Annotated in this window: 20 protein-coding genes; 14 read left to right on the plus strand and 6 right to left on the minus strand. The window is 72.5% G+C overall.

Annotation, left to right across the window (positions count from 1 at the left end; genetic code table 11):
• The first annotated feature begins 162 nt into the window (after positions 1 to 162).
• The 3 genes from K8640_RS07470 (at position 163) to K8640_RS07480 (ending at position 3,660) form a co-directional block, all read left to right on the plus strand.
• Positions 163 to 1,281: an aminotransferase class I/II-fold pyridoxal phosphate-dependent enzyme gene (locus K8640_RS07470; RefSeq protein WP_223746428.1), complete on the plus strand. Its 1,119-nt coding sequence runs from the start codon at positions 163 to 165 to the stop codon at positions 1,279 to 1,281.
• Between the two features lie 168 nt (positions 1,282 to 1,449).
• Positions 1,450 to 2,334: a hypothetical protein gene (locus K8640_RS07475; protein ID WP_223746429.1), complete on the plus strand. Its 885-nt coding sequence runs from the start codon at positions 1,450 to 1,452 to the stop codon at positions 2,332 to 2,334.
• Between the two features lie 21 nt (positions 2,335 to 2,355).
• Entirely contained in the window at positions 2,356 to 3,660 is a 1,305-nt protein-coding gene (locus K8640_RS07480) for a choice-of-anchor X domain-containing protein (protein ID WP_370640319.1), read from the plus strand.
• Between the two features lie 86 nt (positions 3,661 to 3,746).
• Here the strand turns inward: K8640_RS07480 and K8640_RS07485 are convergent, their stop codons facing one another.
• A complete protein-coding gene (locus tag K8640_RS07485; RefSeq protein WP_223746430.1) occupies positions 3,747 to 4,802 on the minus strand; it encodes a hypothetical protein in 1,056 nt (351 codons plus the stop codon).
• Between the two features lie 303 nt (positions 4,803 to 5,105).
• On the opposite strand from K8640_RS07485, the gene K8640_RS07490 reads away from it, so the two are divergent.
• Together K8640_RS07490 and K8640_RS07495 are read left to right on the plus strand one after the other, a co-directional pair.
• A complete protein-coding gene (locus tag K8640_RS07490) occupies positions 5,106 to 5,852 on the plus strand; it encodes a PP2C family serine/threonine-protein phosphatase (RefSeq protein WP_194869534.1) in 747 nt (248 codons plus the stop codon).
• 149 nt (positions 5,853 to 6,001) lie between these two features.
• Positions 6,002 to 7,828, plus strand: a complete 1,827-nt coding sequence (locus K8640_RS07495) for a methyl-accepting chemotaxis protein (RefSeq protein ID WP_223746431.1) — start codon at positions 6,002 to 6,004, stop codon at positions 7,826 to 7,828.
• A gap of 204 nt (positions 7,829 to 8,032) precedes the next feature.
• Here K8640_RS07495 and K8640_RS07500 read toward each other — a convergent pair whose 3' ends face one another.
• Positions 8,033 to 8,794, minus strand: coding sequence for an SDR family NAD(P)-dependent oxidoreductase (locus tag K8640_RS07500; RefSeq protein WP_223746432.1), 762 nt, complete (start codon positions 8,792 to 8,794; stop codon positions 8,033 to 8,035).
• Between the two features lie 126 nt (positions 8,795 to 8,920).
• Between K8640_RS07500 and K8640_RS07505 the strand changes: the two genes are divergently transcribed.
• Positions 8,921 to 10,102 carry an acyl-CoA dehydrogenase family protein gene (locus K8640_RS07505; protein ID WP_223746433.1) on the plus strand — a complete coding sequence of 394 codons (1,182 nt, stop codon included), beginning with the start codon at positions 8,921 to 8,923 and terminating at the stop codon, positions 10,100 to 10,102.
• A gap of 78 nt (positions 10,103 to 10,180) precedes the next feature.
• On the opposite strand, the gene K8640_RS07510 is transcribed toward K8640_RS07505, so the two are convergent.
• Complete coding sequence (locus K8640_RS07510; RefSeq protein ID WP_223746434.1) at positions 10,181 to 10,678, minus strand: DUF2058 family protein; 498 nt, start codon at positions 10,676 to 10,678, stop codon at positions 10,181 to 10,183.
• Positions 10,679 to 11,177: 499 nt separating this feature from the next.
• On the opposite strand from K8640_RS07510, the gene K8640_RS07515 reads away from it, so the two are divergent.
• From K8640_RS07515 to K8640_RS07525, 3 genes are all read left to right on the plus strand, one after another.
• Positions 11,178 to 12,215 (plus strand): hypothetical protein, encoded by a 1,038-nt coding sequence (locus K8640_RS07515; RefSeq protein WP_141332551.1) that lies wholly within the window; start codon positions 11,178 to 11,180, stop codon positions 12,213 to 12,215.
• Between the two features lie 370 nt (positions 12,216 to 12,585).
• Complete coding sequence (locus K8640_RS07520) at positions 12,586 to 13,113, plus strand: hypothetical protein (protein ID WP_141332550.1); 528 nt, start codon at positions 12,586 to 12,588, stop codon at positions 13,111 to 13,113.
• Positions 13,114 to 13,256: 143 nt separating this feature from the next.
• Positions 13,257 to 13,601, plus strand: coding sequence for a hypothetical protein (locus K8640_RS07525; protein WP_046711509.1), 345 nt, complete (start codon positions 13,257 to 13,259; stop codon positions 13,599 to 13,601).
• 18 nt (positions 13,602 to 13,619) lie between these two features.
• On the opposite strand, the gene K8640_RS07530 is transcribed toward K8640_RS07525, so the two are convergent.
• On the minus strand, positions 13,620 to 15,134 hold the full coding sequence (locus K8640_RS07530) for a peptidase M3 (RefSeq protein ID WP_223746435.1): 1,515 nt from the start codon (positions 15,132 to 15,134) through the stop codon (positions 13,620 to 13,622).
• Positions 15,135 to 15,273: 139 nt separating this feature from the next.
• Between K8640_RS07530 and K8640_RS07535 the strand changes: the two genes are divergently transcribed.
• Positions 15,274 to 16,197 carry an RluA family pseudouridine synthase gene (locus tag K8640_RS07535; protein WP_223746436.1) on the plus strand — a complete coding sequence of 308 codons (924 nt, stop codon included), beginning with the start codon at positions 15,274 to 15,276 and terminating at the stop codon, positions 16,195 to 16,197.
• 6 nt (positions 16,198 to 16,203) lie between these two features.
• Here the strand turns inward: K8640_RS07535 and K8640_RS07540 are convergent, their stop codons facing one another.
• Entirely contained in the window at positions 16,204 to 17,247 is a 1,044-nt protein-coding gene (locus K8640_RS07540; RefSeq protein ID WP_370640320.1) for a glycosyltransferase, read from the minus strand.
• On the opposite strand from K8640_RS07540, the gene K8640_RS07545 reads away from it, so the two are divergent.
• Positions 17,246 to 23,047, plus strand: coding sequence for a hypothetical protein (locus K8640_RS07545; RefSeq protein ID WP_223746438.1), 5,802 nt, complete (start codon positions 17,246 to 17,248; stop codon positions 23,045 to 23,047). The two genes, K8640_RS07540 and K8640_RS07545, sit on opposite strands and share 2 nt — an antisense overlap.
• 4 nt (positions 23,048 to 23,051) lie before the next feature.
• Here K8640_RS07545 and K8640_RS07550 read toward each other — a convergent pair whose 3' ends face one another.
• Positions 23,052 to 23,903 (minus strand): hypothetical protein, encoded by an 852-nt coding sequence (locus K8640_RS07550; protein ID WP_223746439.1) that lies wholly within the window; start codon positions 23,901 to 23,903, stop codon positions 23,052 to 23,054.
• A gap of 60 nt (positions 23,904 to 23,963) precedes the next feature.
• Here K8640_RS07550 and galU point away from each other — a divergent pair, with 60 nt between their 5' ends.
• The 3 genes from galU to K8640_RS07565 all read left to right on the plus strand — a co-directional run bounded on the left by galU (position 23,964) and on the right by K8640_RS07565 (position 26,408).
• Positions 23,964 to 24,866, plus strand: coding sequence for a UTP--glucose-1-phosphate uridylyltransferase GalU (galU, locus tag K8640_RS07555; protein ID WP_223746440.1), 903 nt, complete (start codon positions 23,964 to 23,966; stop codon positions 24,864 to 24,866).
• Complete coding sequence (locus tag K8640_RS07560) at positions 24,863 to 25,618, plus strand: hypothetical protein (protein ID WP_223746441.1); 756 nt, start codon at positions 24,863 to 24,865, stop codon at positions 25,616 to 25,618. Before galU ends, K8640_RS07560 begins: the two co-directional genes overlap by 4 nt.
• A gap of 160 nt (positions 25,619 to 25,778) precedes the next feature.
• The gene (locus K8640_RS07565; protein WP_141332251.1) at positions 25,779 to 26,408 is read left to right on the plus strand and encodes a glutathione S-transferase family protein; all 630 of its coding nucleotides are present in this window, start codon (positions 25,779 to 25,781) and stop codon (positions 26,406 to 26,408) included.
• Positions 26,409 to 26,507: the final 99 nt, after the last annotated feature.

The following is a 26,507-nucleotide window of genomic DNA, read 5'->3' on the forward strand; positions in this document are numbered from 1 at the left end:
ACGGGCTCCCGCGAAAGGGGCTGGGACTTGAGGGACGCTCCTCAAGCTATGCATCCCCCAACGCCCGCCCGGACCGGGGTGCCGGCCGCCTGCCCGGAGCAGAACGTCCGGAGCGGCTGTCGCTGGACGGCAGGCCCTCCGAGAGGGCAGACAGTCGCTCTCATGCGCATCCCCGATTTCAAGCTGGAGCGGTACTTCGCGCGCTGGGAGTTCGCCGCGCCCTACACGCTGTGCTCCTCCGACATCGAGGGCTGGAAGATGAAGGAGCTGCTGGCGCTCGCCGACCCGGACGCGCTGGGGCGCTGGGAGGCGCTCACGCTCGGCTACACGGAGGCCCCGGGGCTGCCCGCGCTGCGCGACGAAATCGCCACGCTCTACCCGGGCCTGTCGTCGGACGAGGTGCTGACCTTCGCGGGCGCCGAGGAGGCGGTGTTCATCCTGATGAACGTGCTCTTGGGTCCAGGCGACCACGCCGTCGTCACCTGGCCGGGCTACCAGTCCCTGTACGAGGTGGCGCGCGCCACCGGCGCCGACGTGACGCTGCTGCCCCTGCGCGAGGAAGATGGCTGGGCGTTCGACGTGGAGGCGCTTCGCCGCGCGCTCACGCCGAGCACGAAGCTGGTGGTGGTGAACTTCCCCCACAACCCCACCGGCGCGCTGCCGGACCTGGCCACGTTCCAGGCGCTGTGCGCGCTGTGCGACGAGCGCGGCATCCACCTGCTCTCCGACGAGGTGTACCGGCTGCTGGAGCACGACGCGTCGGCGCGGCTGCCCGCGGCCGTGTCGCTGTCGCCGCGCGCCTTCAGCCTGGGCGTCATGTCCAAGGCCTTCGGCCTCGCGGGGCTTCGCGTGGGGTGGCTCGCCTGCCGCGACGTGGACGTGCTGCGCCGGTGCATGGCGTACAAGGACTACACGACCATCTGCAACAGCGCCCCCAGCGAGGTGCTCTCCCTCATCGCCCTGCGCGCCAAGGAGCGCGTGCTGGCGCGGAGCCGCGCGCTGCTCGCCTCGAACCTGGCCCTGCTGGACGACTTCTTCGCGCGCCACGCGGACACGTTCCACTGGGTGCGTCCGCGCGCCGGCAGCGTGGCCTTCCCGCGGCTGCTCCGCGAACAGCCCGTGGCGCACTTCACCGACGCGCTCGTCCAGCGCGAGGGCGTGCTGCTGCTCCCCGGAGACGTCTATGACTTCCCGGGCAATCACTTCCGTCTCGGCCTGGGGCGCACCAGCCTGCCCGAAGCCCTGTCACGCCTGGAGCGCTTCGTCTCCGACACCCGGTGAGGCAACACACGTGTGACAGAGGGCGACGCAGTGCGTCAGGTTTTGCGCCGGGTTCACGGTTTCCGTGTTCTCGACCTTTTACACCCCGAGACTCTAGAGTGGACGCTCCCCTGTCCGGTCCCCCACCCGACGGGCAGCTCCCCCACTCCGAGCCGGAGGCGTTCCACGATGAAGAAGCTGATGGGTACGGCGGTTGCCGCAGCAACGCTGTTGTTCGGTACGCAGGCCTTCGCGACCGACTACACGCTGTGGATTCACGGACGCAACGGTGGAACCACGCAGGCGGGCAACTACGCCGACTTCAGCTACTGGGGACCGGCCGGCACCGCGGCGGGCGTGAACAAGAAGGCGGTGAACTGGAACGGCAAGGAGCGCATCGGCGGGCAGAACGCGCGCATCCGCGACGCGCTCGACTGCTTCTGCACGGGCAACAACTGGTGCTACATCGCCGTGCACAGCGCGGGTGATTTGCAGATTGGCTATGCGCTCGCCATGTATGGGACGAGCCAGCGCACCAAGAAGAACGCGTCGCCCAACGCGAGCGGCGTGTGTGGCAACACGGACGGCTCCACCCAGACGGGCTGGAACATCCGCTCGGTGCGCGTGGCGTCCGGCGCCGGCGGCGGCAGCGAGCTGGCGGACCTGGGCGAGTGGGCGGTGAGCGAGCCGCTGGTGAGCGACCTGGTCACCACCACGGCGCGCACGATGTACAACCACAACGTCACGGCGGACGTGAAGTTCTACATGTACGCGGCCTCCAAGGGCACGCTGTACTCGGGGCTCCTGCCGGGCCAGGACGACGAGGCGGTGGCGTACCACTCGACGGGCGGCGTGTCGGGCAGCGCCGGCAGCTCGCTGTGCAACCCCGGTGACTGGTTCTGCGGCGGCACGCTGACCACGGGCACGGGGAAGACGAGCAACGGCCTGGCCAAGTGGCTCAACCACGACGTGAAGCTGCGGGACGACGGCGAGTCGTTCAATCACTACGCCAACGGGAACTGGGGCGGCATCGTCGCCAAGGTTCGCGAGGCCGTCGTGGCGGAAGCGAAGTAGGGACGTCGCCGCGAAGCACGCATGATGCCCGCCCGCCCTGAGTCCGCTCGTGTCTCCCTCCCGCGCCGTCTCGGGGGGGGCTTCGTGGTGATTGCGTTGGCGCTCGGAGGCGCGGCGTGGTGGCGATGGAGCGTGAGGTCCGGGCAGGGGGACGCCGACGTGGCGTCCGCCACTGCGCAAGCCGCCTGGAGGGGCTCGCCGGCCGGCCCCGCGTCCAGGATGGAGCGCATCGGTGACGGCGTGGGGCTGGCACAGGGGCCGTCGCCGAATGCGCAGGGCACGCACGTGTCGGTGGTGAACCTGGAGCAGCGCGAGCGCCTGGCCCGGCGGGAGCTGTGGGCCGAGCGACTGGCGCGGGCGAAGGAGACGCTGGAGTCGTACGTGGCCTCCACGCGATATCCGCCGCAGTCCCGCTCCATCCGCGACCATCCGGACCAGGTGGTGCTCGCCGAGCCGGAGCGCACGCGTCCGCTGAGCCGCGAGCACACCGACGTGCAGCTGCGGCTCAAGCAGGACCGGGTGTTCGTGGTGGGTGACGAGGTGGTGCTCTTCTCCGTGTCCTGTGAGGACGCGCACCGCGCGCCGAGGCCGTGCGAGGTGCTGTCCGCCACCGCGCGCGAGGCCGACCACATGCCGGGCGCGGGGGGCATGCCCGCGGTGCCGGTGGCCTTCACGGACGACGGCGCGGCGGGTGACGCGCTCGCGGGGGATGGTGTCTTCACCGGGCGCTTCCAGCCGTCGAAGCAGGGCTTCCCGCTGTACTCGGGCACGCTGCGCGTGGACGTGCAGGTGCGCTCGGGGCGCGCGGAGGGGTCGGCGTTCCTGGACATCCTCTACACGCCGACGCCGCCCGCGGTGCTCACGGGCAAGGTGCGCGAGGTGGTGGAGGATGGCTCGCTGTCCTTGTACCTGGGCATCGACGTGCGCAAGGCGGGGCGGTACGTCGTCGCCGGTCGTCTGGACGACGAGAGCGGCGAGCCCTTCGCGCACGTGTCCTTCAACGAGGAGCTGAAAGAGGGTGCGCGGGAGGTGAAGCTGACCGTCTTCGGCAAGCTCGTGCTCGACGACGCGCCCACGTTCCCGCTGCAGCTGCGCGACGTGGAGGGCTTCCTGCTCAAGGAGTCCGGAGACCCGGACCGCGAGCTGATGGCCACGAAGCGTGGCTATCTGCACACCACCCAGGTGTATCCGTCGTCCGTGTTCTCTCCCTCGGAGTGGCAGGGTGAGCAGCGCCTGCGCTACATCGACGAGTACCAGCGCCAGGTGGACGAGGCCCAGCGGGAGTACGACGCCACCTTCGAGGAGCCGAGCGAGAAGCGGCCTTGAGGGAGGGACGGGCCTGCCACGCACGGCAGGCGTCGCCAGCGGCCCGGTGGGCTCGAGGCCGCGCGTGACGCGGCGGTTCGCGAGCTTCAGGTCGAGGTCGGCTCCGTGCCGCGCTCGGAGGCGGAGGGCTCGCCCGGGAGGTCGGCCTGGGCCACGGCGGGCTCGACGAAGACCGACTGCTCCGTGAGCGACGCCACCTGCTGCGAGAGCGCCTCGGCCGAGGCCTCGGTGACGACGCCCGGCGAGGCAAACGAATCAAGCGACGTCGCCGTGTCGACGGGCTGCGCGTCCGGCTGGAGCTCCACCGACTCCGCCACCACGTCCACGCCCTGCGCGCTCATCGCCGCGCTGACGGGCACGCTGGCCGCCGCGGGGTTCGCCGCGAGCGAGCCCATGACGCCCGCGAGCGCCGCGTCCCCCGGGCCGATGTCCTCCGGCACCATGTCGCCCAGGTCATCCAGGTCCGCGAGGAACTCGCTCGGCCCCGCCGGACGCACCGACGCGTCCATCCACTCCGCGGCCGCGTACCTCCCCGCGTCCAGTCCATCCGCGCCGCCCACCGCGTCCTCGAACCCGTCCATGTGCAGGTCGAGCGCCGGGTGCACCGGCCCCCACGCGTTGCCCGGCGGGTCCAGCATGGAGAGCAGATCCTCCGGCGCATCCACGCTGGGCGAGGACGTGTCCAGGTTCTGCAGCTCCCACGCGGCCTCGTCCGGCGACAGGATGTCCGAGGCATCCGGCACGCTCGCGCCCCCGCGACGCGACGACGGCCCCACCGCGTTGCCCGAGTCGCGAGGCGCGCCCAGCGACGAGGGAAGCTGCGAGCCCAGGCGCTGCGCGTAGCGGGGCGCGGCGGCCTCGAAGGAACTCTCCCCGGAGAAGACGCGCAGGGCGGCGTGGTCCAGCTCGCGCGTGTCGCCCGGCTCCATGTCCGCCGACTCCAGCGAGGCGAGGAGCGCGTCGGCGCCGTCCGCGCCGTCCACCTGGAAGTCGCTCTCGTCGGAGAACCCCCGGCGCACCTTCTCCACGGCCTCGAGCGACTCGCCAGGCTTCGTGGGCGCCACGGAGCCCACGTCCGCGTCCAGCGACGTGCGCCGCAGGGACGACAGGATGCTCGAGGACAGTCGGCGGATGGATGTCATCTGTCACCTCCCGGGACGCACGACGGGCTGCATCCATATTGTCGGTTCTCCCACGGAGAAGTTGCCAGGGGACGGGGGGAGCGCGCCCATCACCTGGGGGGTGCACCCCCCTTGGGCTGGTCAACAATCGCGAGCCCCGGGCGCTTGCAACGTCCGCCAGCGAACGAGTGCGGGGCGCGCGCCGAGGTCCCCTGGCACTCAGGTCCCAGCCGTCACACAAAGAGAGGTATCCGTAGTGGGTGCCCACCTGGGGATGGGCGCTGGCCTCCCGCTTGCTGGGGGAGGGCCCGAGGAGGCGGTGTCATGCTGCGTTTCGAGAGCGCGGGACAGACCCATATCGGTCGCCGGCCCCACAACGAGGACTCCTACTGTGTCCTGCCGGAGCTGGGGTTGTACGTGGTGGCGGATGGGCTGGGTGGGCAGGAGGGCGGCGAGGTCGCCAGCCGCTGTGTGGTGGATACGTTCGCGGGCCTGGGCCAGCGATGGGAGCGGGAGCACGAGGCGGCGTGGCCGGAGGTGGCCGACCCCCGGCGCACGCGCGAGGAGAACCTGTTGGCGGCGTGCTCACAGCTCGCCCAGGCCAACCTGCGGGCTCAGCGGGTGGGCCGGCTGGCGGAGATGGCCTCCACGGTGGTGGCGCTCGCGGTGGGGCGGGACGGCGCGGCGGTGGTGCACGTCGGCGACAGCCGCCTGTACCGCCTGCGGGGTGGCCAGCTGGAGTCGCTCACCCGCGACCACTCGTTCATCGAGGAGCTGCGCGACGTGGGCATGGAGCCCCCCGGCGGCGCCTCCAACTGGCGGCACCTCATCACCCGGGCGCTGGGCACCGACAACGCGGAGCCCACGCTCCAGCGGCTGCATGCCCAGCCCGGCGACGTCTTCCTCCTGTGCTCGGATGGCCTCTACGAGCCGCTGGGCCTGGAGGGGCTGACTCGCAGGCTGTGTCTGTCCTCGGCGCGTGAGGTCTGCGACGCGCTGGTGGCGGATGCCTTCGAGGCGGGGGGCAAGGACAACATCACCGCCGTCGTCCTGCGCGTGGCCGACGCGTGAGAACACGTCAGTGAAGGTGGGAGGGTCAACCGGGGGCTCCCGGGTCATCCTCGCCTTACTGCGAAATCCCCGGATGTTGCGGTAGGGTGGGCCCTCCCGGTGGCGCTCCCATCCGGGGCCCTTCCCCCTCTCGTCCGACATCGCAGCGCATGACGCACAGCCTCGCCGCTCGTCTGACCGCCGCCATCACGCTGGTCATCCTGGTCCTCACCGCGCTGTGCGTGACGTTCACGGGCGTCGTGCTGCGCTCCCGGATGGACACGGAGCTGGCGCATTCCCTCACCCAGGACGAGTCCGCCTGGAGCCGGCTGGTGGCCCAGGAGGGCCGCACGCTGCGGGTCCTCCTGCGCAGCGCCGCGGCGAACGCCCGGCTGCGGGAGTTGTTGTCCGGGCCCACGTTGGACTCCGCCGCGCTCCAGGCCTTCGCCAAGGAGCAGCAGGCGCTGGTGTCGGTGGAGCTCTTGCTCATCACCCGGCCCGAGGGTGAGCTCGTCGCGGGCTCGTACGCGGGCGCGCTGCCCGCGCTCGTGGGGATGGTGAAGTCCGGCACGCCGGGCGTGCTGTTCGTGGGGGAGACGCCGTACTGGGCGGTGTCCCGGCCGGTGGAGGTGGACGGGCGCGGCGTGGGGCACCTGGTGCTCGGCAGCCGGTTCGACGACGCGCCGCTGAAGGACCTGCGCAACCAGCGGGGCGTGGAGCTGGTGCTGCACGCGGGCTCGCGGCTGGTGGCGCGCTCGGTGGACACGGTGTCGCCGGAGGCGTTGCTGGCGGCGGTGGACGCGGCGGAGGGGGAGGGACGGGTGGAGGTGGAGGACGTGAGCTTCCGCGTGGCGCGTCAGCCGGTGGGCGCGGGGCTGGAGCTGGTGCTCGCGCGGGACGAGAGCACGGAGGCGTCGCGCTTCACCACGGCGGTGGTGCTCATCGTCGGGTTGGGGTTGTTCACGGCGCTGGCGGCCGGCGGCATCATCTTCCTGTTGGTGCGGCGGATGACGGGCCCCTTGCGGGAGCTGACGGCGGCGGCGGCGCGGGTGGTGGCGGAGGGCGACTTCCGGGGCACGCTGGAGGTGCACTCGCGGGATGAGATTGGTCAGCTGGCGTCGTCCTTCGCGGAGATGATGGTGCAGCTGCGCTCGCTGCTGATGGCGCTGAAGGGCTCGGCGGAGCAGCTGGAGGCCGCGGCGTCGCAGCTCACCGACTCCGCGACGGTGCAGAACGAGGCGGTGTCCCAGCAGGCGGTGGCGCTGCACGAGACGCAGCTGGCGGCGCAGCAGCTCCAGGAGAGCTCGCGCGCGGCGGCGAAGCGGGTGGAGACGATTCAGCGCGAGGCGGAGAAGGCGAGCGGCTTCGGTCAGGCGGGCGAGGCGGCGGTGTCCGGCAGCGTGGGCGGGCTCACGCACATCCGCTCGCATGTCGAGCAGATCGGCCGCACCATCTCCGAGCTGCATCAGCGCACGCGGCTGGTGGGCGACATCACCCGCACGGTGAAGGACCTGGCGGACCAGTCCAACGTGCTCGCGCTCAACGCGTCCATCGAGGCGGCGCGCAGCGGGGACCAGGGCCGGGCGTTCTCGGTGGTGGCGCGCAACATGCGCTCGCTGGCGGACCAGTCCGCGGGCGCGACGACGCGGGTGCAGGGCATCCTGGGCGACATCGGCCGGGCCATCTCGGACGCGGTGCGCATCAGCGAGGGCGGCGCGCGCGAGGTGGAGGGTGGCCTGGAGCAGGTGCGCGCGGCGGGTGAGAGCCTGCGCTCGCTGGCCGGCATCATCCAGAGCAATGGCCAGACGGTGAAGAGCATCTCGGACGCCGTGCGCCAGCAGGACGCGGGCATCGCGGAGCTGTTCGCCGCGCTCAGCTCCATGGCGGACGTGGCGGACCAGATTGTCGACCGCATGGCGGAGAGCGAGCAGGCCGCCATCCAGCTCTCCGCCGCGTCGGGCGAGCTCTCCGCCATCGTCGGCCGCTACCAGATTTGAGGGGCCCGCAGGCCCGTCGAGCGGCTCGCCCCCCTGTGGGCTGCTCCGTGCGTCGAGGCGGGAGGCCGCTGATGGGCGGGACGAGGAGCGGCTCACCCCCACCGCTCGCAACCGGAGGCGTGGTGCTCCGCTTGGCGAGGCGCGGGCGGGCCGCGTGAGGCGCGACGGCCCCCGTGCGTGAACGAGGGGCCGAGGCGCGGGCGCTCAGCCCAGCTCGCCGCCGTCGATGGCGTGCGCGGCGCCCGTGATGGCGCCCGCGGCGTCCGAGGCGAGGAACAGGCACAGCGCGGCCACCTCCTCCGGCTGGACGATGCGGCCCATGGCGTTCATCGACGCCAGCGCCTCGCGCGCCTGCTCTCCGCTGCGGCCCGTCGTCTGGGTGATGGCCGCCGTGGCGTTGGAGAACATGTCCGTCTCCACCCAGCCCGGGTTCACCGCATTCACCGTGATGTTCTTCTTGGCGTACTCCACCGCCAGCGCGCGCGTCAGGCCCAGGAGGGCGTGCTTGGAGGCGCAGTACGCGGACGTGTACTTCATGCCGCGCACCGCGGCCATGGAGCCGATGTTGATGACGCGGCCGCCGCCCTCCTTGGCCATGGCGGGCATCAGCTCCCGGCAGAGGATGAAGGGCGCCGTCACGTTGATGGCCATCACCCGCGCCAGGTCTTCGGTGCGCGTCTTGGTGAGCGGCGCGGACACGGTGATGCCCGCGTTGTTCACCAGCACCCGGGGCGCGCCCTCCGCGAGGATGGTCTTCGTCGCGGCCATCAGCGCGTCCTCGCTCGCCACGTCCACGACGAGCGGCCGGACGCCCTCGCCGCCCTCCTTCGCGAGCGCCTCGAGTGCATCCGCCGCGCGGGCCAGGGCCCAGACGCGATAGCCCTCACGCGCGAAGGACAGCGCCACGGCGCGGCCGATGCCCCGGCTCGCACCCGTCACCACCACGGTCTTCTGGGTCGTCGTCATGGCGCGCGAGCCTAGCGCCCCCGGCGTCGACAAGGGGCACGTCTTCACCTGCGTTTCGCAGCCCGTCAGTGCCAACAAGCCCTCGCCCCGTTTGACGCTCCCCGAGGCGGGCACTAGGACGGCGCCATGGCACGTGCGGACATCACGGACTTGTTCCGGCTCGACGACCTGCTGTCCCCCGAGGAGAAGGCCGCGCGCGACACCGTGGCCGCCTTCGTGGACCGCGAGGTGCTCCCCATCATCGGCGGACACTTCCGCGACGGCACCTTCCCCGTGCACCTCATCCCCCAGCTCGCGGAGATGGGCGTGCTGGGCGCGAACCTGCACGGCCACGGCTGTGCGGGGATGAACACCGTCAGCTACGGCCTCATCCTCCAGGAGCTGGAGCGCGGTGACTCGGGGCTGCGCTCCTTCGCGTCCGTGCAGGGCTCGCTGTGCATGTTCCCCATCCACGCGTACGGCAGCGACGAGCAGAAGGAGCGCTTCCTGCCGGCCATGGCGCGAGGCAGGAGCATCGGCTGCTTCGGCCTCACCGAGCCCGACTTCGGCTCCAACCCCGGCGGCATGCGCACCCGCGCGCGCAGGGACGGCGACGGCTACGTCCTCAACGGCACCAAGACGTGGATTACGAATGGCGCCATCGCCGACGTGGCCATCGTCTGGGCGAAGACGGACGACGGCGGCCCCGAGTCCGTCCGCGGCTTCCTCGTGGAGAAGGGCATGCCCGGCTTCAGCGCGCGGGACATCCCCGGCAAGTTCTCCCTGCGCGCGTCGATTACCAGCGAGCTGTCCTTCCAGGACGTGCGAGTCCCCGCGCGCAACGTGCTGCCCGGCGTGGTGGGCCTGCGCGGTCCGCTGTCGTGCCTCAACAACGCGCGGCTGGGCATCGCCTTCGCCGTCACCGGCGCCGCCATCGCGTGCTTCGAGGGGGCTCGCGAGTACGCGCTGTCACGCGCGTCGTTCCACGGCAAGCCCGTGGCCGGCTACCAGCTCACGCAGGAGAAGCTGGCGGACATGCTCCAGGACATCGTGAAGGCGCAGCTGGTGGGCCTGCGCGTGGCGCGCCTCAAGGACGAGGGCAAGGTGACGCCCGTCATGGTGAGCCTGGCCAAGCGCAACAACGTGAAGAGCGCGCTGGAGATTGCCCGCGTCGCGCGGAGCATCTACGGCGCCAATGGCATCACCGACGCGTACCCGCCCGTGCGCCACATGCTGAATCTCGAATCGGTCTTCACCTACGAGGGCACCCACGAGGTGCACACGCTGGTGTTGGGCAAGGCCATCACCGGCCTCGACGCGTTCGACTGAAAGGCCTCCGCGCCAGGCACCTCCCCTCGTTCCGTTGGGAAGAGGGGAGGGCCTCGTGCGCTTCGCGGGGGCCTGACGTCAGCCCTGGTTCTCGCCGCCCTCGGGCTTGGGCGTCTCGGCGGACGCCTCGGCCTCGGCGGGGGGCGCCTCGGGGGCGGCCTCGGCCTCGGGCTCGTCGGAGACCTCGGGCGCGGTGCCAGCGGCCTCCGCCGCCTGCTGCGCCTTGAGCTCCTCGTCGTTCATGAAGCCGATGGGGCTGTCCTTCCGGTTGAGGAAGCGCACCGCCTTCTTCGAGAGCGCGAACATCTGCTCGGCCGCCGCGGCCGGCACCAGCGCGTGCTCGATTTGCGCGGGGTCCGGACGCTCCACCACGCCGAGTTCGCCGTCCTCCAGCCGCTTGGCCTGCTCCGGCGTCAGCTCCATCCGGCGCAGCTTGCCCTTGCGGGTCATGAAGTAGAACGCCGTCTCGCCCGGCTCCTGGGCCACCTGCGAGCCCATCACCAGCTCGCGCAGCGCCTTGTCCAGCTCCACCTGACGCTTGGACTCCGCGCGCTGGTAGGCCTTGGAGCCCGGCATGGGGGGCAGCTTCGGGATGGGCCGCTCGGGCGGAGCGGAGGAGGACGGCCGGCCGTGCTGGGGGGGGCCGCTGGGACGGAAGGAGCCACCGCCGCCACCGCCGCTGGGACGGAACGAGCCGCCGCCACCGGGACGACCGCCACCCGGCCTGCCACCGCCGCCACCGGGACGACCGCCACCCTCGCGGGGAGGCCGCTCCTCACTCCGCGCCGGAGGACCCCCGGATGTCCGGTGGTCATCACGTCGGGGTGGGGGACGGTTTCCGCCTGGACGTCCGCCGTCCTGGGACGAGGGCCTCCGGGCTTCCGCCTGGCTGGCCGCCGTATCAGCCTTCTTGGACTGTTCCTCGGTGACGAGGCCCGCCTTCAACAACTTGTCGCGCAGGTTCTGCATGAGATGGGCGTTCTATCCCTTGCACGGCCGCACGCAAGCCGCAGCTTGCCGCTCCTGTACGCGCCACGTAACTTGCCGCCCCCGTGGTACCCCCTCCGGAGGAGTCGTGAGCCGTTCGAAGAAGTCCGCCTTCATCCTCGCCGTGGCACTGGCGGCCTCGGGCTGCTCGGACCCGGTCGACAAGGCGGCCAAGGCCCGCATCTTCTCCCCCGAGGACCCGCCCAAGGTGGTGGCCTCCGCCCAGCAGAAGCTGCCCCCGGAGGATGTCGCGGACAACCCGCAGGTGGCGCGCCGCATCCTCGGCATGGACGCCGCCGAGGTGACCGAGCGGCTGGGGCCCCACCGCTACCAGGCCACCCTGGGCTACGAGTGGACCTCCGCCGAGTCCAACCCGGTGAAGCTCACGGAGACGCGCACCTTCCGCGCGGGCGCGGGCGGGGTCAGCGGGGACTTCCACGGCGTGCTGGAGAACTCCCGGGACCAGGGCCTGGAGGTGATGCGCATCGCGGGGCAGGTGTTCGCCCGCAACCGGTATGGCCCGTTCCGTCAGCGGCTGCGCGACCGCGGCATGGCCGAGCGCACCCGCGCGGAGCTGACCGGCGCCATCCGCGACTTCGACAGCCTGTTCCAGGGGCGGCTCAAGCTGTCGCCCCAGGGCACGGTCACCTACGAGGGGCGCACGGCGTGGCGCTACCAGGTGACGCTGGCTCCCGCCTCGGAAGGGGATGCCTCCCGGCCGCTGCCGGCGCTGCTGCAGCCCAAGAACGGGGCGGACGAGACGACGCGTCGCCGAGGGAACTTCTTCGCCCACCGGCTGCCGCGCTCGCTGGACGGCGAGGTGCTGGTGGACGCGGCCACGTCGGTGGTCCTCAAGGCGCGGCTGGACGGGCGCATCGGCGTGCCGTCGGACAAGACGCCCGAGGCGGCGGAGCTGCGGATGACGCTGGAGGCGGCCCTGACCGAGGTGGGCAAGGACCAGAAGCTGGCGCCTCCCGAGAGCTTCCTGCCCGACGCGGACAAGCCGCAGGGTATCGCCGACGCGTTGGACCGCTTCGGCATCGAGCGCGCCAAGCCCGAGGGCGCCAAGGGTTCGACGGCCGGTGAGGCTCCGCCGGAGCCCGAGGACGAGGGCGGCGGCGAGTAGCCCGCTGCGGGGCGTTCCCGCCGCCCGAGGATGGGGCGGCGGCGAGTCGCCCCGTGTGAGGCGTCCTCGTCGCCCGAGGACGATGGTGGCGGCGAGTCGCCCCGAGCGGGGCTTCCCGTGACGCCCCTTTGAAGTCGCTGGACGTCCTGGGCGTGGAGGCGGGTGACGCCTCCGCCTGGGCCCGGTTCGAGGGGATCGCCGCACCCGGACAGTCGCGTCATGGGGCCCCTCCTCTCCGTCGTCTCGACGTCCGCCCGCCTGCCCTGACGGCTCCGCCCGGACGCCCGCGTCAGGGCCACGCAGAATCGCCTCAACCCACTGTTTTCACACGGGTTCCACCGTGGCGTGTGGCTTGCTCTCCCGCAGGGCCATGCGTCGTCTCCGCCCCCTCCTGGCCTGTCTCTGCGGGCTGCTCGCGTCCCGCGTCCAGGCGCAGCCCCCTGCCCGGAGCCTGGGCGTCACCGTGTTCCCGGTGGGCGCCTACGTCCTGTCGGACACGGAGGGCGGGCGCGAGGCGGGCTACAGCGCGGGACTGGCCTGGAGCTATCGCCGGGAGGCGTCCCTCCTCGAGGTGGGCGGCCACGTGGCCTCCAGTCGACAGCTCACCGAGGCGACGCCCATGTCCCTGCGAATCACGCCCCCGGGGCCCCGACGGGTCCGTCCCTACCTGGGCCTCGGGCTGAGCTTCATGGTGGCCCACGCGCTCCGGGAGGAGGGGGCGACGCGCTCCCTCCAACTGGGGGCGGAGCTGTGCGGGGGCCTGGACGTGGAGCTGGGCCGGGGACTTTTCCTCTCCGCCGAGGCCCGCTACCAGAACTTCTCCGCCACCGGCTCCCCGTTCGCCGGGGAGCGACAGGCGCTCTCGTCCGGATTCCTGGGGCTGGGAATGCACCTGTAGGCGCCTCGCGCTACAGGGCGGGCCCAACCTGTTGGAAGAAAATTTGCGCTGACTCTTGCGTCCTCTACAATCCTCGTCGGTTGCGGCCCAGACGCGTCCGACATGCTCGGAAGTTCAGTGGGCTGTACAGCAAGGGAGCGGAGATGGAGCGCAAGGTCGGGAGTAGCACGGTGACGGCCAAGGAGGTCAAGGCGGCGCTGGAGAAGACGCGCACGCTGTCGGCCGAGGAGGAGAAGGTGCTGCGCATGCGGCACGGCGCCGACGCTTCCAGCACGCGGGCTCCGCTGCCGCGCGCCGCAGGGGACAACGAGGAGCTGGGTGACGAGCTGCTCTTCATCGAGATGCAGCTGATGAAGGCCATGCGCGCCCGGGCCGCGGCCAAGACGCCCGCCACGAAGGCGGCGGCGCCCGCCGCGCCGCGTGCTCGCGAGACGGCCGCCAACCCGACGAAGGACAAGATTGTCCGGGCGCTGCGCAAGAAGAAGTAGTCGCCCGCGCGGTCACCACTACCGGTTGAGGATGGCCACGAGGCGCTCTCCCGCCTCGGGCAGCGCCAGCGGCGTGCCCGAGATTTCCGTGGCCAGTCCCTCCGCGTCATCCGTTCCACCCCGCGCGTACAGCCCCTTCAACCAGGCGGCGGCGGGCGGGTTGCGCCAGAAGTCCTCGTTGAAGCGCTCGGTGAGGCGCCCGGTGAGCCGGGCCTCCAGCGCCCACGCTCGCAGGTAGTGCGCCACGTAGAGCTGCGGGTCCACGTCGGACAGGAAGAAGCCGGGATGTGGCTCGGCGAAGAGGGCGCGGCGCTGGCCGTCGGCGTACTCGTCCGCGCGCTCGGTGGATGCGCCCTTCTGGCTCAGGGACAGCTCGTAGGACAGCTTCGCGCAGTGGCGCCGAAGCACGGCCAGGGCCTGGAACGCGGCCAGCCTCGCCGTGTCGCGCGCGAGCACCGCGCCCAGCCCCAGGTAGCGCTTGAGCCACTCGGGGGAGAGCAGCAGGCGCTCGAAGACGGCGGCGTGGGCCTCGGTGATGCCCGCGTCGCCCAGGCGGCGCAGCTCCATGGGCAGCGTCGCGGACACGTGCGCGCGGTGCTGCGCGTGGCCCAGCTCGTGGAGCAGGCTGCCCAGCGCGTCCAGTCCGCCGCGCGGCTGGAGCACCAGGCGGACGTCGTCCGGCACGCGCACGGTGACGACGAAGGGGCGCGAGGACTTGCCGGGGCGGTCCTCCTCGTCCAGCCGGATGCGGCCGTCCGCGTGCGGCGTGAAGCCCCACTCCATCAGCCAGCGCACCACGGCGGGCCACGCGTCCTCGCGGCGCAGGTGCTCGTCCATCCAGGGCGCCAGCAGCGCGGCCTGCACGTCGTGTCGGCGCGCGTCGCCGCCGGGCAGGGGCCTGAGCAGCGGGTCCACCTTCTTGAGCACGTACGCGAGCACGTCGCGGTACGCGTCCTCGGTGCGCCGGAGCGTCTCGTCCGCGGCCTTGGCGAGGTCGGCGTAGGGGATGCCGGTGACGTCCTGGCGCAGCGTGGGGTAGTCGGTGGCGCCCAGGCGCTCGGCGGCGTGGAGGGCGGCGTCGCGGCGGTCTCCGTAGGGGCCGCGCTGCTCCCAGAGGAAGTTGCCCACGGCGCGCTCCAGGCCGGCGCGGCGCGCGCGGCGGGGCTCGCGGGGGAGGCGGCCGAGGGCCTCCGTGAAGGCGTAGGTCTGGTCGTCGACGGTGAGCACCGCCTTGCTCTCGAGGTCGGCCACGGCCCGGGCGGCGCGGGCGGCGAGCGCCTCCTCGACGTGGGTGGCCACCAGCTCGCGCAACAGCTGGATGCGGCGCACCGCGAGGGGGTCCTCCTTGGCGCGGGCCTTGGCGAGCGCCTCGTTGGCGGCGATGAAGGTGTCCGGGGAGGACAGCTCGGGGAAGGAGGCGTGGAGGCTGGGGGGCTCGGAGGAGAGCCCGGCGCCGTGGCGATATTGGAGCGTGGCCAGCTCGGCGAGGAAGTCGTCCAGCCGCGTACGCACCGAGTGAAGGGGGCGGTCCATGGGGCCGCGCAAGCTACCAGGGGACGCGCTCGCCCGGGGGAACAGGTGAGGGGCCCTGGTGGCTCGTGGACCTGGCGGGTGGGCCTTGTGGTGGGCCGCGCCTTTCTGTAGCGAGCGGACTGGAAGTGAGGTGCCGCGAGTGAAGCGTCGGACATTCCGGGTGGAGGGCGCGGGGCGCGCCGTGGCGGAGGCGGTGGCCGGGGAGCTCGGACTGTCCGAGGCGCAGGCGCGCGAGCTGGTGGACGTGGGCGCCGTGTACGTGGGCGGCAAGCGCTGCCGCGACGCGAAGCTGCGGCTGACGTCCGGGCAGGTGGTGGCGGTGGTGCTGGAGGAGGGTGGGACGAGCTCGCTGGCCCAGGCGCCGGAGGCCCCCACGTTCCGGGTCCTTCACGAGGACGCGGAGGTGCTCGCGGTGGACAAGCCAGCGGGGCTCCCCGCGCAGCCCACGGAGGCGCGCGTGGGGGGCAACCTGGTGGACCAGGTGAGCCGGTACCTGGGACGCGAGGCGGGGCTGGTGCACCGGTTGGACCGCGAGACGTCGGGCGTGACGGTGTTCGGCAAGTCGGCGCGGGCGACGTCCGCGCTGGCGGCGGAGTTTCGCGAGGGGCGCGCGCGCAAGCGCTACGTGGCGGCCACGGGGCCGGGGCTGCCCGCGTCGGGCAAGGTGGACCTGCCGCTGTCCAAGGACCCGTCGCGTCCGGGGCGGTGGCGGGCGAGCCGGGCCGCCAACGGGGTGCCCGCGTTGACGTACTTCCGCACGCTGTATGCCGGGCCGGAGTTCTGCGTGGTGGAGCTGCTGCCGCACACGGGCCGCACGCATCAGCTGCGCGCGCACCTGACGGCCTTGGGGGCACCGATTCTGGGGGACGCTCGCTATGGCGGCGCGGCGAGGGCGGCGGGGACGGAGGCGGCGCGGTGCCTGTTGCATGCGCACGCGCTGGAGCTGGCCCATCCGGACACGGGGCGGACGCTCTCGGTGGAGGCGCCGGTGCCCGAGGACCTGTTGGGCTTCTTCACCCTCGCGGGCGTCGCGGTGCCGAGCGGCGCGGTGCCCGAGAAGTAGCGCGCCTCAGGCCACGCAGGTGAAGTCCCGGCCCTCGACCCAGCCCAGGCGGGCCAGGTCCTGACGCAGCTCCTCGCGGGCCCAGCGCACGCCGACGCAGACGAGGAGCGGCTCCTGTCCCGGCGGCCCCAGCTCCTCGGGGCCCACGACGGGAATCCCGTTGAGCCGGGTGCCCTTCTTGCGCGGATGCACATCGATGTAGCGCCGCACCTCCACGCCGTGCTCACGGAGCAGTCGCGTCATCCGCTTGCCGCTCGGGCCCGAGCCCCAGAGCGTGCAGACGCGGGCCTTCGAGAGGGGGCCGCGGCGGGCCACCAGGTAGCGGGCCTTGGTCCACATGAGCCTCTCGAGGCCATAGCGCGGGTCCGTCCGCGTCAGCCGCGCGGGGCTGTCGCGCCAGCGCAGGAGGACCTCGGGCAGGTTCTTGAGGGCGTGGCCCTGCTCGAGCAGCTCCAACCAGAGGGCGTAGTCCTCGGGGAAGTCCCCGTCCCGCCAGGCGCCGGTGGACGTCAGCGCGTCGCGGCGCAGGCAGACGGACGGGTGGCACAGGGGGCTCTCGATGAAGCGGGCGTGGAAGAGCTGCTCGGGGGAGGTCAGGCTGTTGATCCACCGCGCATAGGACTGGAGGGAGGGGCTCACGGGCTGGTCGTCCCGGAAGAGCTCCACGGCGGTGCCCACGCCGGCGAGCCCGGGGTCCGCCTCCAGGGCGTGGAGGCTGGCCTCGAGGCGCCGGGGCAGGGCCTCGTCGTCGGCGTCCATCCGGGCGACGTAGGGGGAGGTGGCTTGCCGGAGGCCCAGGTGGAGCGCGGAGACGAGGCCCCGGCCCTGGCCGGTGAGGACCTCCACGCGCGAGTCCCGGGCGGCCAGGGCCTCCAGGACGGCGCGGGTGGCGTCGGTGGAGCCGTCGTCGATGGCCAGCAGCCGGAGGTCCTGGAGGGTGCCGTCGAGCAGGCTCCGGGCGGCGCGGGCCACGGTGGCCTCGGCATTTCGAGCGGGAAGGAGGACGGTGACAACCGGGATGGCCATCGTTGTGTAGACTGCCGCACCCATGGGTGGCGTGAGAAACGGCAAGGGCGCCGGAACGCCGGAGCCCGCGGCCGTCCGACAGGAGGTGCCGCGAGCCGGCACGCTCGACGTCGGGTCGACGGATGAGGCGGCGGAAGGGGTGGCTCGGCACTTCCGGGCCGCCGCGCGCTGGCTGCGCGAGGGCTCCGCCGCCCGGGCGTTCGAGGAGCTGACGACCGCCCGCCGCACCCTGCCGATGACGCCGCGCCTGGCCGCCGCGCTGGTGCGCTTCGGGCGGCTGGCGGGGGCCGAAACTGTTGCCATCGGGTTGCTGGAAGCCGTGCCGCCCACCGAGTCCGCCGACGTCCGGCTCGCCGTGCGCCGACAGCTCGCGCGCCTGTTGCGCAAGACGGGGCAGGGGACCCGCGCGGTGGCGGTGCTCGACGCGCTGACGTGGGAGTTCCCGGACGAGCGCCGCGCGCGGCGGGTCCTGGAGGCGCTCCGTGCGAAGAGCACGAAGCCCGCCGCCGCGCCCGTGGGGAGCGTGCTGGAGAAGCTGCCGACGAAGAAGACGGGCGCGCAGGGCGTGTCCATCTGGGAGGAGGACGAGGTCGACTACCACGCGGCGACGGTGGTGGACACCTCGGGCGTGGCGCCGAAGGTGACACCGGTGGCGCCGCCGCCGCGCTCGCTGACGATGGAGTTGTCGCGGGTGGAGTTCCAGGTGGAGGGACCGCCCCTGGGATTGGAGACGTCCGGGGCTGCTCGGTCGCTGGAGGGCGAGCCTCGGGAGAGCACGCGTGGTGGAGCCGTGCCATGGGAGGTGACGCCGACGGAGCCGGTGGCGCACGCGCGGGTTTCGGCGACGACGGGTGAGGCGTCGGCGGTCGAGGGTGTGTCGCGGGTCGAGGCGTCGAGCGCGGCCAGTCGGTCTTCCGAGTCTGGTGCGGGAGAGGATGTTCGGGCTTCGGCGGGAGAGGACGCGCAGACGCGTGAGCCGACGGAGGTGGCGGCCTCGCCACTCGCCAGCACGGAACCGAGTGTGAGTCGTACCGATGTGCTGGCCCTGCCACTGGGCGATGAAGCTCGCGAAGAGTCGGGCACGACGAACGGTGTCCCCGTCGAAGGGGCTCCCGATGGTTCGTCGGGCGCGGTCCCTGCTGTCGGGCTCCCGACGCGTGTTGGCCCGACGGATACGGCTGCCGATGCTTCGTCGAGTACGACCCCGGCGGTCGGCAGTGCGCTGGCTGCTGACCGCGCGGATGCGTCTGCTGGCGAAGGGGCGAGCGGGGCCTCGGCGGAAGGAAGCGAAGCACACGTCGGCCTGGGCTTTGCGGCGGCCGAGACTTCATCGGGCACGAGTCCGACCGAGCGCGCGGCTCCGAGCATCCGTCCGGAGACACCTTCGTCGTTCAGGAATCCTGCGGAAATGATTCACGCGGAGCAGGGCGCTGGAGGCGCGTCGGGTCCTCAGTCTCTTGACGCGAGCGGTTCGGCCGCCATCGGCCGGAACTGGGCTCCGGATGATTCCTCGACGGATGCCATCGAGGGCTCCGCGCGTCCGCTGCTGGAGGCTCCGCCCTCCGAGACCGACCTGCCCGCGAAGACCCAGGTCGAGATGCCCGCGGTCCGCCTGGGTGCACTCTCGGTTCCCTGGGACGACGCGTCCGAGGAGCCGGCTGCGCCGCGGCCCGCACCCCCGAAGGGGAACCCGTCGGTTGTGGAGCCTCCCGTCCTCCAGCCCGCGGAGACGGAGCCGTCCGCGCGGGGCGCTGGCCCCACTCGAATCGAGGATGCTCCGCGCTCGGAGACGACGGAGGTTCCGCTAGCGGACCTCCTCGCCGCGCTCGGGCGCGCATCCACGGGCGGCGATAACGCGGGTCGAGCCGCGCCTGCTCCCGTGGGAAGCAGCAGCGCCCCGGTGCCGCCGCGCTCGGGACGTCCGGGGTCGGGCGAGCATGTCCACGGCGAGGACACGGAGGAGTGGGCGCACTCCCAGAAGCTGGAGGCCCAGTTCATCGCCCGTCGTGCGTGGAAGGAGCTGGCCCAGCTGTACCTGAAGCGCGCGGACCGGGCGAAGGACCCGGCGATGCGCGCGGAGGCGCTGACGCGACTGGCGGAGGTGATGGAGACCGAGCTCCAGGACCCCGCGGGCGCCGCGCGCATGTACGGCGAAATCGTCGAGCTGACGGGAGATCGCGTCGCGCTTCGTGAGCAGGTGCGGCTGTTGTCCTCTCGTGATGATGCCTCGCTGGTCCGGCGCGCGCTCGACGAGGCCATCCAGCGAGCGCGGACCGGGCGGGCGCGTGCGACGGCGCTGCTGACGCGAGGCGAGCGCTGGCTGCACATGGGGGAGCTCCAGAAGGCCCGTGCGGACTTCGAGGTCGCGGATGCGCTGGTGCCGGGGATGGTGCCCGCGCTGGCGGGGCTGCTGCTCTGTGTCGAGGGCGAAGAGAGACGCTCCCTGGCGTCTCGCCTGCGCACCGTGCTCGCGGGATTGCAGCGTCGGACGCCCGACCGGGCCGAGGCGCTTCGGGTGCTCGCGCGCACCGCCGAGGAGCAGCTGCGTGATTCGCAGCTGGCGCAGTGGGCCTGGAGTGAGGTGCTCGCCGAGAACCCCGAGAGTGAGCAGGCTCGGGAGCGGCTCTTGTGGCTCGCGCGCGAGCTGGGGGACACGCAGTCGCTGGGGAAGCTCCTGCGCGCGCAGCTGGCTCGGGAGTCACGTGGCCCCGCGGCGCGACAGGCGCGGCTCGAGCTGGTGGCCACGTTGGAGGCCGCCGGGGAGATGGAGGCCGCGCTGGGGGAGCTTCGCCAGGCGGTGCGTTTCGAGCCGGGGCACAAGGAGGCGTGGCTCCTGCTCGTGGAGCGGTTGTGGGCGCGTGGCAACCAGGGCGAGGCGGCCTGGGCGCTGGAGCATGCGGCCACCGCGACCGAGGACGAGCTCGAACGCGAGCAGACGTGGGAGCGGCTGGCGCGCCTGTGGCGCGAGTCGCTCGGCAACGCGGAGCGGGCGCAGGTCTACGCGCGGCGCGCGGAAGGGTTGAGGCTGGCGCGTGAGGAGCGGGAAGCGGCGCTGCCGCCGCCCGAGCCGCCCCGCAGCGCGACGCCTCGCCGCGAGTCCAGTGGGCCGAGGTCTCCGTTGGCTCCCTCGCCCGCGAAGTCGACGTCGCTCGTGGCGGCGGGCGGAGACCTGTCCGAGGAGATCACCTCGAGCTCCGACCCGAATGTCCCTCCGGGACAAGGGAGCGTCGAGGCGACGAGCATCGCGCCTCCTCGAGGCGACAGGACGACGGGACCGTCGGCGGCGAGTGGTGCGTCCGGGGCAGCCGCTTCACAGCCGCAGGCGGGCGCCGCTGCCGTTCCCTCCGGCGCACCACGAGCCGAGAGGTCCGCACTTCCCCCGGGGGCGAACAGCCCGAGTGCCAGGGGCGAGAGGGGCGTACCCGGCGACGTCGCGACGCCGTCGAGTACGAACAGCCCGGGTCCGCGAGGTGGGAAGTCCGCGCAGCCCGCCGACGGGCTGTCCGCCAACGCTTCCTCTCCGCGCACTCATGCGCCCACGAGTGTCTCGCCCGCCAGCGCGCCTCGTGCGGAGAAGGGTGCAGCGGCTGGCAACGCGCCTCGCGCGGAGAAGCCCGTTGCGTCCGCCGATGTCGCGCCCGGCAATGCATCTCGTGCGGAGAGGGGCCTTCTGCCCAGCGGTGGTGCGCCCGCCAGCGCGCCTCGTACGGAGAGGGGTGCGGCACCCGGCAGCGCATCTCGCACGGAGAGGCCTGGCCCCTCCGCAGGTGCGGTATCCGGCAACGCGCCTCGTAATGAGAGGTCCGCTCCATCGACCGGCGCCGCTCCCGACAACGCATCTCGCACGGAGAAGCCGGCGCCCTCGGCAGGGCCTGTATCCGGCAAGGCAGCTCGTACGGAGAAGCCTGCAGCGTCCGCGGGGGCCGCATCTGGCAACGCACCTCGTCCGGAGAATCCTGCTGCGTCCTCAGGAGCCGCAGCCGGCAAATCACCTCGCTCGGAGATGCCAACTGCATCCGCGGGCGCAGCACCTGGCAACGCATCTCGCACGGAGAGACCTGCTGCGTCCGCGGGAGACGCTGGTGGCAACGCATCTCGCATGGAGAGACCTGCTGCGTCCGCGGGAATCGCGGACGGCAACCCACCTCGCTCGGAGAAGCCCGCGCTCTCCACCGGCGCCGCGGCCGGCAACGCACCTCGCCCGGAGAAGCCCGCGCTCTCCACCGGCGCCGCGCCCGGCAACCCACCTCGCCCGGAGAAGCCCGCGCTCTCCACCGGCGCCGCGCCCGGCAACGCGTCTCGCCCGGAGAAGCCCGCGCTCTCCACCGGCGCCGCGTCCGGCAACGCGTCTCGCGGGGAGAACCCCGCGCCCCGCGCCGCGAAGCCTGCGCCCTCCGGTGCGCGCACGGAGAAACCCGCGCCCCCGGTCCTCGCTCGCGTGGAGAAGCCCGCGCCCCGCGAGGACAGTCTCGCCGCGCTCGGTCCGGAGCTGGAGCGTCCCGCCCCGTCGGGCTCCACGGTCGTCTTCGGCGAGAGCGCCCCCGCGCCTCGCGCGGATCCGCAGCCCCGCGCGCCCCGAGACGAGAAGCCCCGAGCCCCGAGCCCCGCGCGTCCCCCGGAGCCCCAGCCGCGAGGTGGCAGGGCCATCGACCTGATGAGCGGCGGCGCCATGGACCTCGACGCTCCGCCCGTGCCCGAGACGCGCATCATCTCCTGGGAAGCCCCGCCGGGCCGCATGGACCCCGTGCGCCGCGTCCACCGCGCCAACCGCCCCGAGGGCACCGCCGCCGGCCCCGCGCCGGGCCGCACCTTCATCGCGAAGCCCCCGCCGCCCGCCGCTCCGCTCGTCGGCGCCGCCGAGACGCGCGAGAACCCCATCGTCGTCCCCGAACCGGCCCCCGCCTCGGACACCGAGCCGGAGGTCTTCCGCCAGCTCCGCGAGCGCCCGCTCGACACCGCCACCTACGAGCAGCTCGCCGACTTCTTCGACACCCGAGGCGACGCCCCCCGCGCCGTCCTCATGCGCGAAATCGTCGAGGCCCTCGCCGGTCGCGAAACGCCCGCCCCCCGCCTCCAGCGTCCACCCCTCACCGGCGACGAGCGCGCGGGCCTGCGTCACCCGGGCCTGCGCACCGCCTCGGGCGAGCTGCTCGCCTGCGCCGGCATCGCCCTGTGCCGCCTGTTCCCCGCCCAGGGCCGCGCCGCGGACGCCTCCGAGCCCCTGCGCGCCGTCGCCGGCCCGGGCGCGCCCGCCGTCCTCGACGCACTCCACACCTCCGCGCGCATCCTCGCGATGAACCTGCCGGAGCTCGTGCTCGCCGACGACGACGGCCCGCCCTTCACCGCCGTCCACACCGACAAGCCGCGCCTGCTCGTCGGCCGCGCCGCCATCCGCCAGCCCCTGCCCGCCGCCGAGCTGCGCTTCCACGCCGGCCGCGCCCTCCTGTCCCTCTCCCCGGACCTGCTCGCCCTGCGCGCGCTCAAGGGCGCCCAGCTCCTGCGCGCCCTCGCCCTGTTGTCCACCGTCCTCAAGGACCCCAAGGACTCCAGCGCCGACGCGCGGCTCGTGCGCGACGCGCTGTCCCCGCGCGCCCTGGAGCGCACCCTGGAGCTGCTCGAGCCCGGCACCCGCGACTTCAACGCCTCCGCCCTCGCGGACGCCGCGCGCGACTCCGCCAACCGCGCGGGCCTGGTGGCCTGCGGCGGCGTGGGCCCCGCCGTCACGGTGATTCGCTCCCGCCGCTCCCAGGACCCGGAGCTGGTGGAGCTGCTGCGCTTCGCCGCGTCCGAGCGCTACCTCGCGCTGCGCGCCCCCTCGCGCTGAAGCCTCAATTCACCTGCAGGCGGATGGTGAGCGCCAGCATGCGGCTCTTCTCCCCACCCAGCTCGTGCCGGTACGCGATGTCCAGCCCGCCGCCCTGCTCCGTCATGAAGCCCAGGCCCGTGCTCAGCCGCGACGTGCGCGTGAAGCCGTCATACGAATAGCCGGCGCGGATCGGCACCTGCATCCCCATCAGGTACTCCAGCCCACCCGCGTACGTGAGCGTCGTCTTGTCGTCCGTCTCGAAGTCCGCGCGCACGTCACCGGCCAGCGTCAACATCCCCGACATGATGCCGATGTGGCCCGTGTAGTAGCGCGACAGCTCCACGTTGTCGGTGTTGATGAGGTTGTGCCCCGACACGCCGGCCACGAACGACTGCGACAGCCGCATCAGCACGCCCGTGTCCACTGTCACCGAGTTGGCATATCGCCCCGTGCCGCTCATGCGCAGGTAGCGCGCCACGCCACCAATCAGGATGCCCGGGGTCAGCGGGAACCCCACGCCCAGCGAGCTCAGATGCGCGCTGGTGCGAGCACCGCCCCGGCCCAGGCTGACCCAGTGGTAGTCCACCCCCATGGCCAGCTTGCTGGTGGCCCCGTCGATGACGGAGATGCCGAGCATGCCCTCCTTGAGCGCCGTGTCCCACGCGCCCGTGCCCTCGAAGCGGTAGGCCGGCCACAGCGCCATGGCGGCGGGGTTGCCCAGCACCGCCTCCGTGCCCAACCCCAGGGCGCGGTACGCGCCCCCCATGCCATAGGCGCGCGCGCTCATGATGTCCCTCAGGTCCTCGGAGGGCTGGGCGGAAGCGGCGGTGGAGACACACACAGCCAACAACAGGACGACGGGACGGAGCGACATGGGATGGCCATCCTAACCAGCTTGATGGGGGGGAAGGGCGCCAATAGATTCGCTGCCCTCATGTCCGCCAACACACCGAAGGCAGAGTCCCTCATCCGCAAGTGTGTCATCCCGGCAGCCGGGCTGGGCACGCGTTTCCTGCCGGCCACCAAGTCGGTGCCCAAGGAGATGCTCCCCATCGTCGACACGCCCACCCTCCAGTACATCGTGGAGGAGGCCGTGTCCGCCGGCATCGAGGATGTCGTCCTCATCAATGGCCGCGGCAAGGGCGCCATCGAGGACCACTTCGACATCGGCTTCGAGCTGGAGACCACCCTGCGCGCCCGCGGCAAGACGGCGGACGCCGACAAGCTGCGCGCCATCGCGGACCTGGTGCGCGTGGTCAGCATCCGCCAGAAGGAGCCCAAGGGCCTGGGCCACGCGGTGCTCTGCGCCAAGAGCGCCATCGGTGACGAGCCCTTCGGCGTCCTCCTGGGCGATGACATGATCGACGCCGAGGAGCCGGGCATCCGCCAGCTCGCCCGCGTGTTCCGCAAGTACAACCAGGCCGTCATCGCGCTGATGGAAGTGCCCGACGACGAGACGCACATGTACGGCATCGCCGCGGGCACGGACCTGGGCGACGGCGTCATCCGCATCGACCGCGTGGTGGAGAAGCCCAAGAAGGGCACCGCTCCCTCCAACCTCGCCGTCATCGGCCGCTATGTGCTGCCGCCGGAGATCTTCCCCATCCTGGAGAAGCAGACTCCCGGGGTCGGCGGGGAAATCCAGCTCACCGACGGTCTGGCCACGCTGCAGCAGTCGCACGGTCTCTTGGGCTACAAATTCAAGGGTCAGCGCTATGACGCGGGCGACAAGGTGGGGTACCTCAAGGCGAACATCGCCTACGCGCTCAAGCGCCCCGACCTGCGGGGCGGGCTGCTCGAGTACATGCGTGAGGTCGTGAAGACGGAGAAGCCGTGAAGCGCATCGTCGCACTCGTCGCAGTCCTGCTGTCCTTCACCGCTTTCGCCTACGTGCTGCCCGGGGGCTCCATCCTCCGGCGCATGGTGACCGAGCGCGACGAGCTCAAGCTGTCCGGGCTGCGCGTGGAGGGCTCGCTGAGCTTCCTGGGTCCCGCGGTGAAGGAGGCTGGCGCCGCGCTGGGCGCGGCGACGGACCGCCCCGACGTGCAGGGAGACGGCGTGCTGTACCTGCGCATGCCGGGGCGCTGCCGCTTCGAGGCGTCCGTGCCGGATGGCAACTCGCGCTCCGCGGTGGTGCAGGTGGCGGGGCGTCGCCGGCTGGAGGGCAACGAGATTGCGTCCCTGTCGGTGCTCGTCGCGCAGGTGTGCCCGCTGTTCGCCGCGGGCGGCGGCCCCGTGCAGCAGCTCAAGGAGTCCGTGCAGCAGTACCTGCAGGGGCTGGGCGTCGACACGACGCGCACGGGCCTGGCGCGCTTCAGCGGAGAGGTGACGTACGTGCTCGGCGAGCAGGGGGAGAACCGTCCCCAGTTCTGGGTGTACAAGGACTCGTTCCGCCCCGCGCGGCTGCGCTACACGGACGCGGCGAAGGTGGCCTGGGACGTGCGCTTCCTCGACTACAACTCGCCCGCGGTGGGTGAGGCCATGCCGCGCACCATCGAGGTGTGGCGTGGAGACCAGCGCGCCGTGCGCTTCACCGCGCTGAAGGGCGACACCCGGGCCACCGTGCCCGAAAAGCTCTTCACGCCGTAGCCAGACACCGCTCCCCTCGCCGGAGACGTTGACGCGTCACGGCGAGGCGCGAGGGCGGTGCCGGGTGTTCCTTGCGACTCGCTTGCGACGTTCCGGTGGCGCGTTGAAGAGTCACGCCCGTCCGGTCGCTGTCCGCCGGCCCACTGACGGAGGAACGCACATGAAGGTCTTTGGCCATCCGCTGAGCACCTGTACGCGCAAGGTCCTCGCCACGCTGGCGGAGAAGGGGCGCGAGGCGGAGCTCGTGCTCGTCGACCTGACGAAGGGCGAGCACAAGTCGCCGGCGCATTTCGCGCGGCATCCGTTCGGCGTCATCCCGACGCTCGAGGACGATGACGGCTTCATGCTGTACGAGTCGCGCGCCATCATCCGCTACCTGGACCGCGTGCTGCCGGGGCCGTCGCTCACGCCCGCGGCGCCGAAGGCCTACGGCTTGATGGAGCAGTACCTCAGCGTGGAGCAGTGCTACTTCTCTCCCTCGGCCTTCAAGGTGTCGTGGGAGCGGCTCTTCAAGCCGCACATGGGCGGCGGCCCGGTGGACGAGGCCCGCGTGGCCGAGGGGCGTCAGGGCGTGGCGAAGGTGTTCGCCATCCTCGACCCGGTGCTGGCGAAGCAGCCGTTCCTCGCGGGTGACAGCTTCTCGCTCGCGGAGGTGGCGTGGCTGCCGGACCTGACGTTCTTCCTCACCTTCGACGAGGAGAAGGCCCTGCTGGCCGAGCACAAGCACGTGGCCGCGTGGTGGGAGCGCATCAGCGGCCGCCCCGCGTGGCGCAAGGTGACCGGAGCGTAGCCGAGCGGCGACGGGGCCGTGCTCGCCCGTGAGCGCGGTCCCGTGGGCTTTGAGCGGGAGGTGCTGTCGCGCGGCTTCGCATCGGGCCCGACGGCCGTG

Origin of the sequence: Myxococcus sp. XM-1-1-1 (assembly GCF_020037095.1) — a bacterium.
Lineage (GTDB): Bacteria > Myxococcota > Myxococcia > Myxococcales > Myxococcaceae > Myxococcus > Myxococcus fulvus.

Excerpts from the sequence above, each read along its gene's own strand:
- K8640_RS07530 (WP_223746435.1), bottom strand. The coding sequence starts at position 15,134 with ATGGACCGCCCCCTTCACTCGGTGCGTACGCGGCTGGACGACTTCCTC.
- K8640_RS07490 (WP_194869534.1), top strand. The coding sequence starts at position 5,106 with ATGCTGCGTTTCGAGAGCGCGGGACAGACCCATATCGGTCGCCGGCCC.
- K8640_RS07545 (WP_223746438.1), top strand. The coding sequence starts at position 17,246 with ATGGGTGGCGTGAGAAACGGCAAGGGCGCCGGAACGCCGGAGCCCGCG.
- K8640_RS07520 (WP_141332550.1), top strand. The coding sequence starts at position 12,586 with ATGCGTCGTCTCCGCCCCCTCCTGGCCTGTCTCTGCGGGCTGCTCGCG.
- K8640_RS07550 (WP_223746439.1), bottom strand. The coding sequence starts at position 23,903 with ATGTCGCTCCGTCCCGTCGTCCTGTTGTTGGCTGTGTGTGTCTCCACC.
- K8640_RS07495 (WP_223746431.1), top strand. The coding sequence starts at position 6,002 with ATGACGCACAGCCTCGCCGCTCGTCTGACCGCCGCCATCACGCTGGTC.
- K8640_RS07475 (WP_223746429.1), top strand. The coding sequence starts at position 1,450 with ATGAAGAAGCTGATGGGTACGGCGGTTGCCGCAGCAACGCTGTTGTTC.
- K8640_RS07485 (WP_223746430.1), bottom strand. The coding sequence starts at position 4,802 with ATGACATCCATCCGCCGACTGTCCTCGAGCATCCTGTCGTCCCTGCGG.
- K8640_RS07525 (WP_046711509.1), top strand. The coding sequence starts at position 13,257 with ATGGAGCGCAAGGTCGGGAGTAGCACGGTGACGGCCAAGGAGGTCAAG.
- K8640_RS07480 (WP_370640319.1), top strand. The coding sequence starts at position 2,356 with ATGATGCCCGCCCGCCCTGAGTCCGCTCGTGTCTCCCTCCCGCGCCGT.
- K8640_RS07510 (WP_223746434.1), bottom strand. The coding sequence starts at position 10,678 with ATGCCGGGCTCCAAGGCCTACCAGCGCGCGGAGTCCAAGCGTCAGGTG.
- galU (WP_223746440.1), top strand. The coding sequence starts at position 23,964 with ATGTCCGCCAACACACCGAAGGCAGAGTCCCTCATCCGCAAGTGTGTC.
- K8640_RS07470 (WP_223746428.1), top strand. The coding sequence starts at position 163 with ATGCGCATCCCCGATTTCAAGCTGGAGCGGTACTTCGCGCGCTGGGAG.
- K8640_RS07500 (WP_223746432.1), bottom strand. The coding sequence starts at position 8,794 with ATGACGACGACCCAGAAGACCGTGGTGGTGACGGGTGCGAGCCGGGGC.
- K8640_RS07505 (WP_223746433.1), top strand. The coding sequence starts at position 8,921 with ATGGCACGTGCGGACATCACGGACTTGTTCCGGCTCGACGACCTGCTG.
- K8640_RS07540 (WP_370640320.1), bottom strand. The coding sequence starts at position 17,247 with ATGGGTGCGGCAGTCTACACAACGATGGCCATCCCGGTTGTCACCGTC.
- K8640_RS07565 (WP_141332251.1), top strand. The coding sequence starts at position 25,779 with ATGAAGGTCTTTGGCCATCCGCTGAGCACCTGTACGCGCAAGGTCCTC.